Here is an 18,242-nt window from a genome sequence, read left to right on the forward strand (position 1 = left end):
ACTGCAAACCGGCGCCGCGAGGAGGGGCCCGTGCGAGCCTTGCTGATCCACAACGCGACTGCTGGAGGTTCCTCCCATCCGCCCGAGGCGCTCATGGCCGCGCTGAAAAGGGCCGGATTCGACGTGCGTTACATGCCCGCACGCGGGAAAAAGGACGGAAAGAAGAAAGCGGATGTGTTGGTCGAGGAGCGGATCGATCTCGTCGTTGCAGCAGGAGGCGACGGGACGATCGCTCGCACGGTCCGCGCCATTGCGGGACAACCGATCCCGCTCGCGATTGCGCCGCTCGGTACCGCCAACAACGTCGCACGAAGCCTCGGGCTCTACGGTGATCCGTTGGACCAGCTCGTGCGCCTCGGTCGTCCCGTTCGTCGAAAGCTCGACATCGGAATTGCGGGTGGCGCTTGGGGGGAATGGCGATTCGTCGAGGCTGCGGGTGTGGGGCTCTTCCAGCACGTGCTCGAACACGATGCGTCGTCGAAGGACAAGGCGCTCGACAAGGCGCGTGCGCTCTTGCTCGCGCGACTCGAGACGGGGCGAATCTCGCGTCCGTGGGAGCTCTCGCTCGACGGCGAGATGCTGGCCGACGACTTCGTCCTCTTCGAAGCGATGATCATGCGCTCGATCGGTCCCCGCCTACGCTTCGCCCCCACAGCCGATCCGTTCGACGGCTTCTTCGACGTGGTCATGGTACGCGAGCGCGACAAGACGAAGCTCCAGCGCTATCTCCGGGCACTGCTCGCGGGCGACGAAGGTGCCACTCCCGACATCGAAACGCGCCGCGCGCGCCACGTGCACGTCAGGCTCTCGGGCGCGTCGGTGCGTATCGACGACAACGTCTTGCCCGAAGAGGGCGAGCCGCGCTCCGAGCACGGCGATTTCCGGATCATGCCCGGCGCCGTCGAGCTCTGGCTGCCTTCGTAATCAGATGCGCGCGGTGATCGCGCGGGCGACTTCCACCGCGCCGGGAACGCGCGGAACGTCGGTATGGCGGCCTTCGTAGTGGCCGAACGGATCGATCATGCCGTAGCGAATGCCCGCTGCGCGTGCGCCGAGAATGTCGGTCGCGAAGACATCGCCGAGGTGCAGCGTTCGTTCGGCAGGCACGCCGAACCTATCCATCGCGATGCGGAAGATGCGCGGATCGGGCTTTTCGACGCCGACCTTGCCGCTGTCCACCACGAGATCGAAGTGCTGAAGGATGCCGAGCTGCGTGAACAACTCGACGAGCATGCCCTCGGAGTTCGAGATGATGGCGACCTTCACGCCTTTGGCGCGCATCGCATCGAGCGCAGGCCCGAGACCGTCGGGCACTTTGCGCCACAAATTGAGGACCTCGTGCTCGCGCCACGCGCCGTCGAGCAGCGTGGGAACTTTGCCAACGTCGAGGCCAGCGCGCGCGACGATCGTGGCGACCATCTTTCCCCACGCCACGGCGCCGGGGCGATCGCGGAAGGTCCACGCGACGTCGACGAGGCCGCCGCTCTCGGCGAGCTGCTTCGCTTCGCCTTCGGTGCGGATCAGATCGGCGGCCGTGACGTGGAGGCCGACGAGATCGCGCAGGAGCTCGGCCAAGCGAGCGTGGTCGAGGAAGATGACGGTGTTGCCTGCGTCGAGGCACAAAAGAGCGACGTCGCGGACCAGTGAATCCATGGCGGATTCATGATCGCGCGACGTCGTACTCACGTCTTGCTTATTCGACGTTCGCTTCGAGAGGAGATCAGCCGAGCAGCTTGGCCGCCGGGACGTACTCCATCTTGTGCGCCTGCGCGACGGGCTCGCACGTGACGTGGCCGCCGTACGTGTTGATGCCCTTGAGGAGCGCGCGGTCGGCCTTGGCGGCCGCGACGATGCCGAGGTCCGCGATCTTGACCGCGTACGGGATCGTCGTGTTGGTGAGGGCCCACGTGCTCGTCTGCGCGACCGCGCCCGGCATGTTGGCGACGCAGTAGTGGACGACGCCGTGGAGCTCGTAGGTCGGGTTGTCGTGCGTCGTGGGACGGCACGTCTCGATGCAACCGCCCTGGTCGACGGCGACGTCGACGACGACGGTGCCCGGCTGCATCTGCTTGACGAGTTCTTCCGTCACGAGCTTCGGCGCGCGCGCGCCGGTGACGAGAACCGCGCCGACGACGAGGTCGGCGTTCTTCACGCACTGCTCGATGTTCGTCTGGTTCGAGTAGAGGGTCTCGACGGCGCCGCCGAAGATGTCCTCGAGGTAGGCCATCGTCGACGCCTGGACGTCGAGGACGGTGACCTGCGCGCCCATGCCGATGGCGATGGTGGCCGCGTTACGACCGACGATACCGCCGCCGAGGATGACGACACGGCCACGACGCGTGCCGGGCACGCCGCCGAGGAGGACGCCCTTGCCGCCGTGCTCCTTCTGGAGCGCGCTGGCGCCGACCTGGACCGCCATGCGGCCAGCGACTTCGCTCATCGGGCGGAGGAGGGGGAGCGAGCCGTCGTCGGCCTCGATCGTCTCGTACGCGACGCCGATGACCTTCTTCTCCGCGAGCTGCTTGGTGAGCTCGGGCTCCGGCGCGAGGTGGAGGTAGGTGTAAAGGATGAGGCCTTCGCGGAAGAAGCCGTACTCCGCGGGGAGGGGCTCCTTGACCTTCACGACCATCTCCGCACCCCAGGCTTCCGCCGCGGTGTTGACGATCGTGGCTCCCTGCGCGACGTACTCGGCGTCCTTGATCTGCGCGCCCTCTCCGGCCCCTTTTTCGACGAGGACCTTGTGGCCACGCGACGTGAGGCTACGCACTCCCGCAGGCGTCATGCCGACGCGATACTCGCGGGTCTTGATCTCTTTGGGCACTCCGATGATCACGGCGAACGCTCCTTGTTTTTCGCGCTTTTTTCGCTGTTGGGCGAGCGCGCGGGCGGACCATAGTCGACAGCTCAAGCTCCGTCGAGCCACCGACCTGGGCCGGAATGTTTTCTGCGATGCGTCACGACGCGCGCGATTCGTGTGCCAGGACCGCGCGGTCCGAGCGCCGTTAAACTGCGGCGTTGAGGGCGCTGAAGCAGAGCTCTGGCGGTGACGAAATCGTTCCGTCTTTTCTCCATTCTTCGCACGAGCAGCGAGTCGCGGTATGGGGCCTTCGGACCCGCACCAAGGCTCATCGATGTATTCCCTTCTGCGTCCGTTTCTCTTCTCGATGGGCCCTGCGCGTGCGCACTCGGCCGCCATGCTCGCGCTCGGTCCGGTCGAGCATCTCTCGCCGTTCCGTGCGGTCTTCCGAGCCGCCTACGCGCACACGGACCCGCGCCTCGAAGTGCGCAAGATGGGCCTTGTTTTCCCATCGCCGCTGGGGCTCGCCGGGGGGTTCGACAAGAATGCCGACCGCGCGCGCGCCATGGCCACGCTCGGCTTCGGACACGTGGAGCTCGGGACCGTCACCGCCGAAGCGCAGGCGCCGAACCCGCTGCCCAACCTCTTCCGCTTGCCGGCAGACAGTGCGCTGATCAATCGTCTCGGCTTCCCGAACGAAGGCGCGGAACACGTCGCGGCTCGCATTGCCGTGCGCAAGAGCGCCATCCCCGTTCCGGTCGGCGTGTCGATCGGCAAGTCGCGTAGCGTGCCGCTCGAACCGATGAGCGGCGTCGTCGCCGATTACCTCAAGAGCTTTCGCGCCGTGCGCGACGTCGCCGACTTCGTGGTCGTCAACGTCTCGTCGCCGAACACGAAGGACCTTCGCGCCATCCAGGCCGCGGATACGGCACGTACACTATTCCAGAGCTTGCTCGAGGAGCGTGATCGCGCTGGAACGCGCGTGCCGTTGCTCGTGAAGATCGCGCCCGACCTCGTCGACGACGCGATCGACGCCATCTGCGAGGTGGCCAAAGAGGTGGGGCTCGCCGGCATCGTCGCGACCAACACGACGATCTCGCGCGACGGACTCGCGACGCCGCAAGAAGAGATCGAGCGCATCGGCGCAGGTGGTCTGAGCGGCAAGCCTCTCTTCCCGCGTTCGCTCTCGGTGGTGAAGCGCGTGCGCACGCAGGTCGGTCCTTCGATGTGCGTGATCGGCGTGGGCGGTATCGATGGCGTCGAGACGGCGCTTGCGATGCTTCGTGCTGGGGCCGACCTCGTGCAGGTCTACACCGGCTTCATCTATCGCGGCCCGTCGCTCCCGGCCGACATCGCGCGTGGTCTGCTGCGACGCATGGAGAGCGAAGGTGTCTCTTCGCTCGAAGGCCTCGTCTCTGGTCAACGCGTCGCCACGTCGTCCTGACGATCCCAGTCGTCGAGCGCGCGCTCCTCGCCTGGTTCGAGCGGGAGCGCCTGCGCCCCGGCGGCGTCGAAGAGAGCCTGCAGTGCTCGCGTGCGGGCGGCGACGTGCGCTCGCGCCACGGGCAGCACGGCGCTCGCGTCGTGGCGCGCGAAGAACGTCTCCCAGCGATCGGCGCGCCGTGGAGCGACGATTGGCGCGTCCGGCGCGGTGAGGAGTCGACGAACGAGCGACGCTGGCACGAAGGGCATGTCGCACGCCACCGCGAGTGCGAGCGCGCCGCGACGGTTCGCATGTTCGAGGAGCGCCACGAGACCGCCGAGTGGCCCGAGTTGCGATGATGCGCCTTCGGCATCGTGGTCTGCGATCGTCTCGATGCCCAAGCTCGCGTACGCAGGGTGTTCGCCGACGAGGACGTGAGCGACGCCGAGCTCGTCGAAGATCGCACGCCAGCGATCGACGAGCGTTTCTCCCGAAGCGGTACGCAAGAGGCCTTTCGGAACGCCTCCGAGCCTCTCCCCTTTGCCGCCCACGAAGATCCCCGCGAGCACTGGCCGTTTCGTTGTCATCGCTGCCAATCCTTTGGCGAGGGTGCAATGGCGATCTTAGGTGAAAGGACGTGGGGCGAAAGCCTGAGAGCCTTCACGAGCTGCGTAACCTCGTCGCGTCGAAGTCCGTTGTGACGGTCGACGTTCGAAGGCGCGAGGGGGACGAACCCGAAGCTGCGTCGCGCGATCACGTGGTGGCCGAAGAGCCGCTCGCGCTCGCGAACAGGACGGGACTCGTTCTCGCGGGGTTCGTTCGCGACGAAGCGATGACGATCTACGCCGGTAGCGCGCGCGTGATCGATTCGTCGACGCTTCGGTCTAGCAGGCGCCGTTCGGTCTCTTCGCAGCCGCCGGGTGCGGGTACATGTCGGACTCGTCTTCGCCTCGCTGCGTGAGGCACGCGAAGTCTTTCTCCACGAGGATCGCGAGCTCGCCTTGGCCTGGTCCGATCGATACCGAGCCCTCCATTCCCACCTCGTCGCCTTCGGCCCACGTCTTCGCGAGTGCGTGGGGAACACGCACGGTGATCGTCGCCTCGTTCGATCCGCTGGCGAACGTCGCGGAGATCCTTTCGACGGCGTTCGTGCTCTCGAGTACGTACGAGAAGCGACCGGACCCGAATCGGACGACGCCGCGCACGGGACGACGCTCGGCGACGGCCTGCACTTCGCTGCGGGTCAAACGAAGTCGAACGGAGTCGTCGCGAAGACGGAGCTTCATGGCTGACATGGTTGGCATCGGCTCCTTCGAGCTTCAATGCGGCGCCTCTGTCGAGCGCTCGGGGGCCCGAGGCATTCCGACGCCAACCAAGAGCCAGCCTTCACGGTCGCCTTGATCGAGAGCGCGCGCGAACCAACCTTCGCCCGATGACCAGCATCGGGTGGAGTCGATTCCAATTCGCCTTCACCATCGTCTACCACTACCTCTTTCCGCAGTTGACGATGGGGCTCGCGTTGCTCCTCGTCGCATTCAAGGCGTTCGCACTCCGCACGAAGAATCCGGTCTACGACGACCTGGCGCGCTTCTGGGGTCGCATCTTCGCCATCAACTTCGGTGTCGGCGTGGTGACGGGCATTCCGATGGAGTTCCAGTTCGGTACGAACTGGGCGCGGTTTTCGAACTTCTCCGGGAGCGTGATCGGATTGACGCTCGCGATGGAGGGCCTCTTTGCCTTCTTCGCGGAGTCCGCATTTCTAGGGTTGTTCCTATTCGGTGAGAAGCGCATCGGGCCGCGCGCGCACTTCTTCTCTGCGGTGATGGTGTTCCTGGGCTCGTGGCTCTCCGGATACTTCATCGTCACGACGAACGCCTTCATGCAGCATCCGGTCGGTCACGAGGTCGACCCATCGGGAAGGCTGGTGCTCTCCGACGTGACCGCGTTTCTCTTCAATCCGTGGGCGATATGGCAATACGCCCATACGATGAGTGCCGCGGTCATCACCGGCGCATTCGTGGTCACCGCGGTAGCGGCGTATTGGGCACTCATGCGTCGCCACGAACGCCATACGCGGATCGCGTTGCGTGTCGGCGTCGTCGTCGGATTCGTCGCGTGCGTCCTGCAGTTGTTCCCGACGGGCGACCAGCACGGAAAGATGCTCGCGCGTCACCAGCCTGCGGCGCTCGCGGCGGCGGAAGGGAAGTTCACGAGCGGCACGCACGCCGAGCTGGTCATCATCGGCCAACCGAACGTTCCTCAGCGCCGCCTCGAGAACCCGATCGTGGTGCCGGGCGTCCTCAGCTTTCTCGCGTACGGTTCGTTCGGTGCGCACGTCCGCGGCCTCGACGACTTTCCGCAGGACGAGTGGCCCGATCAAATCGAGCTCCTTTATTACGCGTATCACATCATGGTGGGGCTCGGGACGCTGCTCATCGCCGTGATGGGCCTCGCGCTCCTCCTGTTACGGCACGATCGGCTGATGCATACGCGCTGGGTCCTATGGCTGCTGATGCTCGCGTTCCCATTCCCGTACATCGCGACGAGCGCGGGGTGGATGACCGCGGAGCTCGGGCGCCAGCCCTGGGTGATTTACGGCCTCATGCGCACGATCCACGGGACGTCGCCGCATGTGAGCTCGGGCAACGTCGTGTTCTCGACGCTGGGCTACATGGGCCTCTACACACTCGTTAGCCTCGCGTTCCTGTTCCTGGTCGGGCGCATTTTGCGACAAGGACCCGAGCCCGCGGATGTCGTTCACGGTCCCGCACCGAGCGCGCTCGATCCGCGCGCCGAGCCTGCCGAGTGAGGTGAGCGATGCACACGATCTGGTTTCTGATCCTCGCCACGATGCTCGTCGTCTACGCCGTGCTCGATGGCTTCGATTTCGGCGCAGGGATCGTGCACCTCTTCGTGGCCAAGACGGACGAGGAGCGGCGTCACGTGCTCGCCGCGATCGGCCCCGTGTGGGACGGCAACGAAGTCTGGTTGATCGCCGCGGGCGGTGTTCTGGTCTTCTCGTTTCCGCGCGTCTACGCGGCGGCGTTCAGCGGGTTGTACCTCGCGCTCATGATGGTCCTCTGGTTGCTCGTGTTGCGGGGGCTTGCCATCGAGTTCCGCTCGAAGCTCGATCACCCACTTTGGCGGGCGGGCTTCGATGCGATCTTCGCCTTTGCGTCCATCGTCATGGCGATTGTTCTCGGCGTCGCGCTCGGAAATATCGTGCGCGGCGTTCCGCTCGACGAAAATGGATACTTCCAGCAGGACCTGTTTTCGAACTTCGATCCCCGCGGTCCCGTTCTCGGGGCGATCGATGCCTATACGGGCCTCGTCGGCATTTTGGCGCTGGTGGCCTTCGCGGCGCATGGAGCCTCGTTCCTGGTCTGGAAGACGACGGGGCCGGTGAACGAGCGAAGTCGGCGCGCGGCGGCAGGGCTGTGGACCGTCGCGCTCGTCCTCGCGGTGGCCGTGACCCTCTCGACGGCTCTCGCGCAGCCGACCTATTTCGAGGCGTTCACGCGAAGGCCTTGGCTCTGGCCGCTTCCCCTCATCGCCTTCGCGGCTGCGGTTCTGGCGCGGCATTCCGTTCGACGTGGCGTCGAGGGAAGGGCGTTCCTCGCGTCGAGCGTTTTCCTACTGACCCTGCTTGTCGCGACGGCAGGAACGCTCTACCCGACGATTCTGCGTTCTACGCTCGATGCTCGCTACACGCTGGACGTGCACAATGCGTCATCGCCGGATCGGACGCTCGTGCTGGGATTGTTCATCTGGATTCCGGCCATGATGCTGGCGATTGTCTATTTCGCATTCTTGTATCGCGCCTTCTGGGGAAAGGTGCGGTCGGAGGATCACCATTACTGAGGTGGTCGTCGGATCATTTCCACGGATGCGCGTGTTCGACTCGGGCGAAGCGGGCGGGCGGAGAGACGTCAGGAAAAGACGTAGGGCTCGCCGGCGAAGCCCTGCTCGCGCATCTCGCCTTTGGGCACGAGGAACGGATTGCTCGCGGGATCGGCGGCCTTGAAGAAGGCGTTCCAGTCGGCGGCGACGGTCGCCGGTTCGCGCGGCACGCGGAGGTCATCGAACCAGGCGCGGGGCACCGCCGCTTCGCCGCTGTAGTCGAAGCTCTTGGCGCGCCGGTCGTAGTCGGGACCGCAGGGATCGGTGACGGCCATCGCCACCAGCGCCTTCTCCAACCAGGCCTCGAAGCCGCTGTCGGGCGGCAGCACATGGAAGGCCAGGAGTGCGCAGCGGCCGGACATGGAGATCATCTGCGTCTTGCCCTTGCGGTACATCAGGTGCAGGAGCTGCAGACGGATCAGCGCGGTTTGCAGCGGGCCGGCGGGGTCGCCGGGCTCGGTGAGGTCGTCGCGCACGCTGGCGAGGTTCAGGGGGCGCGCGTAGGCCACGGACACCTCCGAGGCCCAGGCGGCTTCGATTCGGTGCAGCGCGTCCTGCACATCGGTGAAGCCCGACAGGCGCCAGACGACCCATTCCAGGCAGCCCAGGGCGAGGGCCATCTTGCCCTTGTAGTTGACCTTCTCCAGCGCATCCCCAAGTCTCGGCGGCACTCCGTCGAAGTCGTCGAGACGGATCGCGATCTCGTTGCTCCAGCGGAAGGTGAGCGGTGCCTGGGTGACGGACGCGGGGATGTGGGCGGGGCGATTCAACATGGGAGGAGTATCCGAAGGAGAAGACGGCGCGAGGCTCAAACGTCGCTGTGGCCGCTCAGGGCGCGATTCGATCGACGATCATCGCGACGATGTTGCGTCGTCGCTCGGCGAGAAACTCCGCATCCTGCCAGTTGGCGGGCCAGATCGCGGTGACAAACGCCTCCTCTTGGAACGGGAAAGCGACCATCGCCACGCACGACAGCACGAGATGCTTCGTGTCGACATCTGCACGCACTTCGCCGCGCTCGCGCATGGCATCGAGCCGCGCGACCACGCCGTCGAAGATCGGGCCGAGCTTGTCTTTGACGATGCTCGTCGCGTCGTCGGTCTCGCGTTGGGCCTCGTGTTGGAGGATCGCGAGGAAGCCTCGGTTGTTGGCGAAGAAGCGGAGCAGCAGGTCGACGAACCCGTCCGCCAGCACGCGGAGATCTTCGCGGCTTCGCTTCTTGGTCGACTCGCTCCGCGCCTTTGGCTTCTTCGGCGCGGGGGGCTCGGGCGCCGGCGCGTCCATCCGCGCGAGCAGCTCCCAGATCCCTTCGGTCATCGCCGCGAGTCCTGCGCGAACGACCTCCGCGTGGAGCCCTTCCTTGTCACTGAAGTAATGATGGATGAGCGCCTGCTGCACCTCGGCAGCTCGCGCGATGGTTCCGAGCCGCGCGCCGTCGAAGCCCTTGGCCGCGAACTCGGTGGCTGCCGCCTCGAGGATGCGGCGCTTTGTCTCGATCGCGTTCCGCTCTTTGCGCTTGGGAGCCGGCGTGTCGTCCACCGGAACAGCGGCTGCTCGCCCCGCGCCTTGCATCACGCCTCGCATCATGCCTCCCATGCGTGGCTCGAAGGTAGATCACCTCAGGCGCTGGGCTCCCATGTTTCGTATTCGAGGATGCCGAGCTCCTCGAATCCCTGCCTTACGTAGGGCGTGAGCAGGCCTAGGCGCTTGATGTTCGGGACGATCTTGCTGAAGAGCAGGCGTCGGAACATCTGCATCGTCACCGATGCGTTCGCGGCCGCTTCGCATTCCGCCTGCGGCAGGCCCACGGTTGCCCACACCTCCTGGGCGAGGAAGCGGTCGCGAAGAAGGCGCGAGCTCTCGATGACGAAGTCCTCGCGGTCGCGAAGCTCGCTTCCCGTCATGCCTTCGTACTGACCTCGCAGTGACATCACGCCGTAGGCCACGTGCCGAGCCTCGTCCTGCATGATGAGCTGCGTGATCTGTTTGATGAGCGGCTCCTCCGCCGTTTGGTGGATGAGGCCGAAGGCGCCGAGCGCGAGACCTTCGATGAGGATCTGCATGCCGAGGAACTTGAAGTCCCAACGGGAGTCGGCGAGCACGGTGTCGAGCAGCTGCTTGAGATGCGGGCTCGGCGGATAGACGAGCTGGATTTTCTCGTTCAAGTAGCGGTTGTACGCCTCGACGTGACGGGCCTCGTCGAAGACCTGCGCCGCTGCGTAGAGCTTCGATTCGGCCGTGGGCGCTGCCGCGACGATTTGCGAGGTCGCCAGCAGCGCGCCTTGTTCGCCGTGGAGGAAGTTCGAGAGCAAGTAGCTGACGACGTGTTGCCTGACCTTCGGAATCTCGCGGACAGGATCGAGCTTCTGCCAGATCTCGGTTCCGTAGATCGGAATCATCGCGTCGCTGACGAGCTCGCGCTCGGGATCGACGTCCGTATCCCACGCGAGTGTCGTTCGCGCGTTCCACATCAGGTCTTTCGACTTCTCGTAGAGCGTGCCGAGCTCCGGACGGCGCGCGGCATAGCTCCAGTCGTAGGCAACGTCCTGCGACGCGAGCACGTGATCGACGGTGTGGTCGAGGATGGGGTCCATCGGCAGGCCCTCCGAAAAACTCGCATCTAACTTTTTAGTAAATTCCAAGTTCGTCAAGCGCCGGCCGGACGAATTCGCGCCATCGCCGCGGAATCAGCGACGAATCACCCGTAGGTTTCGGCCGATGGTCGGGTCGGCCCCGCTCGCGCCACGGAGCCCGACCGCGATGCGGACGCCCGCGTCGAGTGAGGTCGGGCAGATTCGCGGTTCGCCGTCGTCGGCGCGCACGGTGATCTGGGCGCCACGACGTTGGATCGAGAGCGAACGCGTGGCGTTCTGACCGAAGGCGCACGCGACGCCGCCCACTTCGAGCTCTTCGGCGTCGTCGCCTCGAAGCACGACGTAGGGCGGCGGGGTGGTGACGTCGAGCTCGATGTCGATGTCGGCGAAGGTGAGGTCGGTCACGAAGGCGCTCGCGCCCGGACCGAGCTCGAGGCCGCGATCGGTGAAGTGGATGGCGCCGCCCGGCTGATCGGCGAGGCGGTCGGGGGCCATGCCTCCCGGACCGGCGATGAGCATTGGATTCGGTGCTGGACCGAAGCGCGATCGCGTCGCGAACCGGAACCCGGCGATGAACGCGCCGGCCTCCGCTCGGTCGTCGATCCACAAGGCGAGCCCCTTGTCGCCGCTGGCGATGGCCTCGGTCGACGGGCCGGGGGAGGTGGCATCGTCGATCGTGCGGAACGCGCCTTCCCACGGCTGCCACCGCATCCAATGCTTGCCGGTCCAGAGGAGCGGCGCGCCCTCCGGGCCTTCGAAGAGGCGCACCACGTCGAGCTCGTTCGGAGGGATCGGTGTCGCGGCTTCCAGCGTACCGTCGGCAGAGACGACCCAGACCGTCTTGAAGTCGGCTGCGTCGTCTTTGGGGGCGATGACCGCGAGCGCTCCACCGCCTTCGAGCGGAACGAATCCTTCTTGTCGTCCGGTGACGAGATCGATGGGGCGCTTCGTCGGACGGCTCGCGTCGGGGGCGAACCACTCGAGGGTCGGAATCAACGCTCCCGACGCCGCTGTTCCGCTCGCGACGAGGATCTCGCCGTTCGCGAGTCGAAGCACGATCGGATTCGATCGTGCGACGGCGAGGAGTGCGATGCCGTCCGAACGTGACTGCCGCGTCTTCGGATCGACGAGGTCCATCGTCGTCAGCGGTTGACCTCCGTTGCCGACGCCCCCGACGAGCAAGGTCTCGCCCGTCGCGAGCACGACGGCCCCATGCTGCGCGCGCGGAGACGAGAGCTCGATGCGCGTGCGTTCGAAGTCGCCGATGTCACCTCGCTGCCCGGCGTTGGGAACATAAACCTCGGCCGTGCTGAGCGGCATCTTCGAATCGGGATCTTGCCCGCCGGCAACGAGCGCCGAGACCGCGCCGTCCTGACCGGGTTCACGGAACGCGGTGATGGTCGGATGCGAGCGACGTGTACCGAGGCCGAGCGCGAGGGGCTCGACGATGCCCGTCCCGAGATCGCCGACGAAGGTGTGAGGGACCACGCCGCCGCCCGCAGTCACGCCGCCCGCGACCATGATCCCACGACCGAAGACGCCGAGCGTGGAGTCGACGCGATTCTCGACGCTGCGCGTGAGATTGCACGTCTGTCCGCTCGGCCAGACCAGCACGTTGATGGGACCACTCGATCCGACCTCGGCGAGGCCTCGCCATGCGGCCGTCTCGGATTGCTGCGAGACGTCGAAGAGGAGGGATCGCGTCTGCGCGGGCAGCTCGGTCATGACCGAGCCGACGTCGCGCAAGAAGAGCTTCGCGGTCGGCGGTTGGTCGGCGGACGGCTGGAAGTCACCACCCGCGTACACCACCGAGAACGCGTCGCTCTGCGAGACGGGGCACGCGCGTGGGGCGTAGACGTAAACGGTGCGGTCCTCGAACGTCGGGTCCTTCGAACACGACGTGGCCACGGCGCAAAGGAGCGCGCCTGCCAGCAGCAGGGCCGACCGAGGGGTCACGCGTCTCGGCCGAGCGAGGGCCATCTCGGGCAATCTACGCCAAATCGCTGGCGTTCGAGGAGGTGCGCGAACGCGTGGCCGTCAGAACCTGGTAGCATTCCGTTCGGCTTGTACCCGCAGGTCTTCGGCAAATACGTGCTCGAACGAGAGCTCTCCCGTGGTGGGATGGCGCGCGTTCTGCTGGCCACGCTGCGGGGCGCCGGCGGCTTCGAGAAGCGGCTCGTCGTCAAACAGATCCGCGACGAGCTCGCGTTCGACCAGCAGTTCGTGAGGCGCTTCGTCGAAGAGGCGAAGACGACGGTTGCGCTCAGCCACCCCAACATCGTCCCGGTCTACGAGCTGGGGGTCGAGCAGGGCACCTACTTCCTCGCGATGGAGCTCGTCGAGGGGGTGAGTATCGCCGAGCTCTTGCGTGAGCGAACGGCCTCCGGCTCGCGTCGCGTGCTGTCGCCCGAAGAGGCCGCGTACGTGGGCATCGAAGTATGCCGCGCGCTCGACTACGCCCACCGACGCATGAAGGTCGTGCATCGGGACATCACGCCACGCAACGTGATGCTCGACGAAGAAGGTCAGGTGAAGCTGATCGACTTCGGCATCGCCGCGCCCGCCCGCGTGGCCGGCCACGAGATCTTCGGCTCGCCCGGGCACATGCCTCCCGAGCAGGTCGAAGGCAAAGAGCTCGGGCCTGCCACCGACGTCTTCGCCATCGCGGTGCTTCTCATGGAGGCCTGGACGGGCACGGCGCCTTTCCGGCGCGCCACGCCCGAGGAGTGCGACGAGGCGATGCGTCGGCCACATCCGCGTCCGAGCGACTTCGACGCGCGCCTCGCACCGCTCGACGACACGATCGCGCGAGCGATGCGGCTCGACCCGAGCGAGCGTCAGCAAGACGCGGCCGAGGTCGGTCGCGCGCTCCGTTCCTACCTCCAAGGGGCCGACGTCGACCAGGTGGCTCGCCGGCTCGGTGAGCGCGTGCGCAAGCTGCGGGCGGCTACGTCGGAGCCGGCGCACGCATCGCGGGCTACGGGGCCACGCACGACGAACCCGAGTCACGGCGACTTCGGCACGAAGACCTTCGCCACGCGCGAGGACGCACTTCGTTGGTCCGAACGTCCTCCTGCGCCCGAAACCACGCCAAGAGCGCCTGGCACACGCAAGATCGACGAGGCCCCGGACAAGAAGAAGGCCGTCGATCCGATGATGAGCGTGCCCACGCCGCTCATGGTCGAGTCGATCGCGATCGAACGCGCGCTCGAAGACGCGAAGCTCAAAGAGCCCGAGACGATCGCCACGAAGCCGCTCGAGACGCCCGTGCGTCGTCCCGACGAGATGCGCGTCGAGTCGGCCCCTCGCAGTCGGCGTGGCGCAGCGATCGTCGCGGCCGGTGTGCTCGTCATCCTGGCGGTTCTCGGATGGAAGGCGAAGGACGCCGCGAAGCCCGAGGTGGACCCGTCGCGCGTCGCGTCTTCCGCGTCGACCGCGCTTCCCTCGATGGAACCTGTGCCGAAGCTCGCCCCCGCGCCGGCCGTCTCGTCTTCCGCGCCGGCGGTCGTCGCGGCATCGGCTTCGGTCACGCCTCCAGCGTCCGCGACTCCCTCGTCGTCGGCCACGCAGGCCGGCCGCGCGCAAGTGACGCTGCTCGGTGATCCCGGCACGCGCGTGTCGATCGACGGCGTCGCGCGTGGCGCTTGTCCGGTTCGCTTGAATCTCGAGCCCGGCCAGCACGAAGCCGCCTTCACGTTCGATCCGACGGGCGAAGGCCGCTCGGTGCGCGTCGGCGTGAAATCCGGTGATCGCGTCACGGTGCGCGCCGACTTCACGAGTGCGACGCCGACCGTGAAGATTCTCCGCTGACGGTGGGAACGAACGCAGGTGGTAGCGTTCGCCCCATGTAACCTGCCGACATGACCCGATGCTGACGTGACGCGTCAGAACGTCGGACGCTGTCCAGCTGTGGTCGCGCTTGGAACGCCCCTTTCGCGTCCTTTCGCACCATGCTACGCCCCGAGGCGATGCCCGACTTCTTCGATATTTCCCGCCACTTCACCCCGGAAGAGCGCGCGATTCAAAGCACCGTTCGCGCCTTCGTGGACGCACGCGTGCTCCCGGTCGTCGGCGACCACTTCGAGAAGGGCACCTTCCCGACCGAGCTCATTTCCGAGATCGCGAACCTCGGCCTCCTCGGTTGCAATCTGCACGGATACGGCTGCGCCGGCCTTAGTGAGGTCGGCTACGGTCTGGCGATGCAGGAGCTCGAGCGCGGTGACTCCGGCATCCGCAGCTTCGCGAGCGTCCAGGGCTCGCTCGTCATGTACCCGATCCACGCGTACGGCTCGGAGGCGCAGAAGGAGCGCTACCTGCCGAAGATGGCGAAGGGCGAGATCATCGGCTGCTTCGGCCTCACCGAGCCGGACCACGGCTCGAACCCCTCGGGCATGCGCACCACCGCCATCGACGACGGCGACAGCTGGGTGCTCAACGGCACGAAGCGCTGGATCACGAACGGCAACCTCGCGCAGGTCGCGCTCGTCTGGGCGAAGGTCGGCGGGCAAGACGGCGAGGTCCGCGGCTTCCTCGTTCCGACCGAGACGAAGGGCTTCGAGGCGCAGCTCATTCACAAGAAGATGAGCCTTCGCGCGAGCGTCACGAGCGAGCTGATCCTCGAAGACGTGCGCATCCCCAAGGACGCGATCCTCCCCGGCGTGAAGGGCATGAAGGGGCCGCTCTCGTGCCTCACCTCGGCGCGCTTCGGTATTGCCTGGGGCGTCATCGGTGCAATGCGCGCCTGCTTCGACAGCGCGCTCGACTACGCCAAGCACCGCGTGCAGTTCTCGGGCAAGCCGATCGCCGCACACCAGCTCGTGCAGGCGAAGTTCGCCGAGATGCTCACGCAGATCACCTCGAGCCAGCTCATGGCCCTCGAAGTGGCGCGCCTCAAGGAGGAGAAGAAGCTCCGCCCGCAGCACGTCAGCATGATCAAGCGGAACAACGTCCGCGCGGCACTCGAGATCGCCCGCACCTGCCGAGACATCCTCGGCGGCAACGGCATCACGCTCGAGTACCCGGTCATGCGCCACCTCTGCAACCTCGAGACGGTCTACACGTACGAGGGCACGCACGACATCCACACGCTGATCCTCGGGCAAGACGTCACGGGCATCGCGGCCTACGACTGAGCGCAGCGTCGATGGAATGCGAAAGGCCACGCCGTTCGGTGTGGCCTTTTTGCGTTCTGCCCTCGTTCAGCCGAGGAACGTGTCGCCGAGCGCTCCGCACGCGCGGTGCGCCTCGAACAGAGCGATGCCCACGGCGTTGGCGAGGTTGAGCGAGCGAACGGCGCCGAGCGTCGGGATGCCGATGACGCTTTCCTTGTACTGCTCGAGCAGGTCATCGGGCAGACCCACGCTCTCTCTCCCGAAGACGAGGGCGTCGCCCGGCTGGAAGCTCGTGGCGAGGTAGCTCTTCTCGGTGACCGCGCTGAAGAGGTGAAGGCGACCGTTCGGGCTGTCCTTCTGGAAGGCGTGGACGAAATGGGCGAAGTCGACGTGCTGCCGAACGTCGACGAGGTGCCAGTAGTCGACGCCCGCACGACGCACGCTGTGCTCGTCGATACGGAAGCCGAGCTTTCCGACGAGGTGGAGCGGCGACGACGTGGCGGCACAGAGGCGAGCCACGTTGCCCGTGTTCGGCGGGATCTCGGGCTCGACGAGCACCACGTGGAACGGGGTGGTGAGCGGGCGGGCGCGCAGGCGGGGTGTCGTGTTGGAGGTACGCGGCACGGGAGTTCGAAGGCCTTGTAGTCAGGGATGGCCGTCTGCGCCAATGGATCGAAGGGCGTCCTTGACGCACCTTCGCAGACACACGTAGCCTCGACGCCGGGCGGCGATTCCGCCTCCTGCTTCACGATGATTGGACGATTCGTGCGCCAAGGTTGCGCCACGCTTGTTGGGTTCGCTGCGCTTCTCGCGAGCGTGGCCTTTCCGCGCGTGGCCCATGCTGGCAACATGGATCCGACGCCCGAGCGCCTCGTCGTGCAGCCGCCTGGGCTGCCGCCCGGTCAGACCTGCCAGTCGGTGGCGCGCGACCCCGGCGCGCTCGTCAGTGCGGGACTCCGCCCTCAGGATTTCCCTTGCCGGCCCGACAACCCGGCCTTCGCCAACCTCGTCTCCGAGCTCGGCTTTGCGATTGCGCCGAGCGCCTTCACGCCCGCGCGTACGACCGGCGTGGGCGGCTTCCAGATGAGCGTCGAGGCGAGCTACACGCGTATCTCGTCCGATCGCTCGTACTGGCATCTCGGAACACGAGGCCAGAAGGACTCCAGCACCAACACGCAGTCCATCGTCAACGCGTCGCCGGATTCGCTCATCCAGGTCTACGCGCTCAAGGTCCGCAAGGGCTTGCCGTACGGCTTCGAGCTCGCGGGCAGCTTCGGGTTCATCGCGAACACCGAGCTCTGGGTCGGCGGCGGCGACGTTCGCTGGGCGATGCTCGAAGGCTTCCGCACGGGCGTGCTCGGCTACCTTCCCGACGTCTCGATCGGTGGTGGCGTCCGCACGGTGGTCGGGGACTCGCGCTTCTACCTCACGACGGTCGGCATCGACGTGAAGGCCTCGAAGCCGATCCCGATTGCCGACAGCTCGCAGCTCATTCCGAGCATCGGCTACCAGCGCCTCATCATCTACGGCGACTCGAACGTGGTCGACTCTACGCCGAACGTCGATGCCCTCCGCGAGTGCGGTTACAACGGGATCGACCCGGCGAGCGGCGCCCCGATCTGTCGCAACAATCTCCCCAACGGTCAGCCCAACACCGTCGATTTCGCGAACACCTTCACCTTCCAGAAGGTGCGCGTGCATCGCAATCGCGGGCTGGTCAGCTTGCACTATCGTTACGAAATCCTGTGGCTGGGCTCTCAGTTCAGCTTCGACATCACGGATCCCAAGGACGAGAACCCGTTCTTGGTAGGGAATAGGCAATGGACGCTCTCCTTCGAGGGCGGCGTCTTCTTCTGAGCGTTTCGCTCGCCGTCGCGACGCTCGTCGCGTGCGGATCACCCGGTGGGCAGAAGCCCGTCGGTGTGAGCGATCGTGCAGCAGGGCGTTCGCCGTCGAGCGAATCACCGGACGGAGGCGTGCGCGATGGCGCGGCCTCGCTGCCGGCTGGTTATCGCAGCAAGTTCACCAAGGTAAACAAGGCACGATTCGTCTCGTCGGGACACGCCTCCGGGCGATGGGAGGCCGACGTCTGGGCGAATGACCTTGCCCAGCAAGCGTTGGCCTCACGTTCGCGCGACGTTCCCGTCGGGGCCGTGATCGTCGAGGAGCACTACGAGCGGACGAGCGACGGCGCGGCAGGTCCGGTGATGGTGATGGAGAAGCGCGAGAAGGGCTTCTCTCTTCATCATGGCGACTGGAAGTGGACCGTCGTCGGCTCGGCCGGGCAGCTCGTTCGTGAAGGCTTCATCGAGCAATGCGCGGGCTGCCACGACGACGCACCGATGGACGGACTCTTTCCGATCGTCGAGTAAGGACGTCGAGTCATTCGGCGCCGCGTGATTCGGCGCCGCGTGATT

At 66.3% G+C, this 18,242-nt stretch carries 17 protein-coding genes; 8 read left to right on the forward strand and 9 right to left on the reverse strand.

Annotated features, from left to right (window positions below):
- Positions 1–30: 30 nt before the first annotated feature.
- Positions 31–924: a diacylglycerol/lipid kinase family protein gene (locus AKJ09_RS19620; RefSeq protein ID WP_169927676.1), complete on the forward strand. Its 894-nt coding sequence runs from the start codon at positions 31–33 to the stop codon at positions 922–924.
- Here the strand turns inward: AKJ09_RS19620 and AKJ09_RS19625 are convergent, their stop codons facing one another.
- A complete protein-coding gene (locus tag AKJ09_RS19625; RefSeq protein WP_146648726.1) occupies positions 925–1,653 on the reverse strand; it encodes an HAD family hydrolase in 729 nt (242 codons plus the stop codon).
- 67 nt (positions 1,654–1,720) lie between these two features.
- Entirely contained in the window at positions 1,721–2,833 is a 1,113-nt protein-coding gene (gene ald, locus AKJ09_RS19630) for an alanine dehydrogenase (RefSeq protein ID WP_146648727.1), read from the reverse strand.
- Between the two features lie 298 nt (positions 2,834–3,131).
- Between ald and AKJ09_RS19635 the strand changes: the two genes are divergently transcribed.
- Complete coding sequence (locus AKJ09_RS19635) at positions 3,132–4,241, forward strand: quinone-dependent dihydroorotate dehydrogenase (protein WP_146648728.1); 1,110 nt, start codon at positions 3,132–3,134, stop codon at positions 4,239–4,241.
- On the opposite strand, the gene mobA is transcribed toward AKJ09_RS19635, so the two are convergent.
- Both mobA and AKJ09_RS19645 read right to left on the reverse strand, forming a co-directional pair.
- Entirely contained in the window at positions 4,217–4,807 is a 591-nt protein-coding gene (gene mobA / locus AKJ09_RS19640) for a molybdenum cofactor guanylyltransferase (protein ID WP_146648729.1), read from the reverse strand. The two genes, AKJ09_RS19635 and mobA, sit on opposite strands and share 25 nt — an antisense overlap.
- A 297-nt stretch (positions 4,808–5,104) precedes the next feature.
- Positions 5,105–5,506 (reverse strand): DUF7009 family protein, encoded by a 402-nt coding sequence (locus AKJ09_RS19645; RefSeq protein ID WP_146648730.1) that lies wholly within the window; start codon positions 5,504–5,506, stop codon positions 5,105–5,107.
- Positions 5,507–5,652: 146 nt separating this feature from the next.
- Here AKJ09_RS19645 and AKJ09_RS19650 point away from each other — a divergent pair, with 146 nt between their 5' ends.
- Together AKJ09_RS19650 and cydB are read left to right on the forward strand one after the other, a co-directional pair.
- Positions 5,653–7,029: a cytochrome ubiquinol oxidase subunit I gene (locus AKJ09_RS19650; protein ID WP_146648731.1), complete on the forward strand. Its 1,377-nt coding sequence runs from the start codon at positions 5,653–5,655 to the stop codon at positions 7,027–7,029.
- Positions 7,030–7,037: 8 nt separating this feature from the next.
- A complete protein-coding gene (gene cydB / locus AKJ09_RS19655; RefSeq protein WP_146648732.1) occupies positions 7,038–8,081 on the forward strand; it encodes a cytochrome d ubiquinol oxidase subunit II in 1,044 nt (347 codons plus the stop codon).
- Between the two features lie 68 nt (positions 8,082–8,149).
- Here cydB and AKJ09_RS19660 read toward each other — a convergent pair whose 3' ends face one another.
- The 4 genes from AKJ09_RS19660 to AKJ09_RS53100 all read right to left on the reverse strand — a co-directional run bounded on the left by AKJ09_RS19660 (position 8,150) and on the right by AKJ09_RS53100 (position 12,670).
- Positions 8,150–8,893, reverse strand: a complete 744-nt coding sequence (locus AKJ09_RS19660) for a hypothetical protein (protein ID WP_146648733.1) — start codon at positions 8,891–8,893, stop codon at positions 8,150–8,152.
- Between the two features lie 55 nt (positions 8,894–8,948).
- Positions 8,949–9,716, reverse strand: a complete 768-nt coding sequence (locus tag AKJ09_RS19665) for a TetR/AcrR family transcriptional regulator (RefSeq protein ID WP_146648734.1) — start codon at positions 9,714–9,716, stop codon at positions 8,949–8,951.
- 23 nt (positions 9,717–9,739) lie between these two features.
- The gene (locus tag AKJ09_RS19670) at positions 9,740–10,714 is read right to left on the reverse strand and encodes a ferritin-like domain-containing protein (RefSeq protein ID WP_146648735.1); all 975 of its coding nucleotides are present in this window, start codon (positions 10,712–10,714) and stop codon (positions 9,740–9,742) included.
- A gap of 93 nt (positions 10,715–10,807) precedes the next feature.
- Positions 10,808–12,670: a Kelch repeat-containing protein gene (locus AKJ09_RS53100; protein ID WP_169927677.1), complete on the reverse strand. Its 1,863-nt coding sequence runs from the start codon at positions 12,668–12,670 to the stop codon at positions 10,808–10,810.
- Positions 12,671–12,778: 108 nt separating this feature from the next.
- Here AKJ09_RS53100 and AKJ09_RS19680 point away from each other — a divergent pair, with 108 nt between their 5' ends.
- Both AKJ09_RS19680 and AKJ09_RS19685 read left to right on the forward strand, forming a co-directional pair.
- A complete protein-coding gene (locus AKJ09_RS19680) occupies positions 12,779–14,524 on the forward strand; it encodes a serine/threonine-protein kinase (RefSeq protein ID WP_169927678.1) in 1,746 nt (581 codons plus the stop codon).
- Positions 14,525–14,682: 158 nt separating this feature from the next.
- A complete protein-coding gene (locus tag AKJ09_RS19685; protein WP_146648738.1) occupies positions 14,683–15,846 on the forward strand; it encodes an acyl-CoA dehydrogenase family protein in 1,164 nt (387 codons plus the stop codon).
- Between the two features lie 66 nt (positions 15,847–15,912).
- On the opposite strand, the gene AKJ09_RS19690 is transcribed toward AKJ09_RS19685, so the two are convergent.
- The gene (locus AKJ09_RS19690) at positions 15,913–16,449 is read right to left on the reverse strand and encodes a tRNA (cytidine(34)-2'-O)-methyltransferase (protein ID WP_240488532.1); all 537 of its coding nucleotides are present in this window, start codon (positions 16,447–16,449) and stop codon (positions 15,913–15,915) included.
- Positions 16,450–16,575: 126 nt separating this feature from the next.
- Here AKJ09_RS19690 and AKJ09_RS19695 point away from each other — a divergent pair, with 126 nt between their 5' ends.
- Complete coding sequence (locus tag AKJ09_RS19695; protein WP_146648739.1) at positions 16,576–17,682, forward strand: hypothetical protein; 1,107 nt, start codon at positions 16,576–16,578, stop codon at positions 17,680–17,682.
- Positions 17,646–18,197, forward strand: a complete 552-nt coding sequence (locus AKJ09_RS19700; RefSeq protein WP_146648740.1) for a cytochrome P460 family protein — start codon at positions 17,646–17,648, stop codon at positions 18,195–18,197. Before AKJ09_RS19695 ends, AKJ09_RS19700 begins: the two co-directional genes overlap by 37 nt.
- Positions 18,198–18,242: the final 45 nt, after the last annotated feature.

It is taken from the genome of Labilithrix luteola (genome assembly GCF_001263205.1).
Taxonomy (GTDB): domain Bacteria; phylum Myxococcota_A; class Polyangia; order Polyangiales; family Polyangiaceae; genus Labilithrix; species Labilithrix luteola.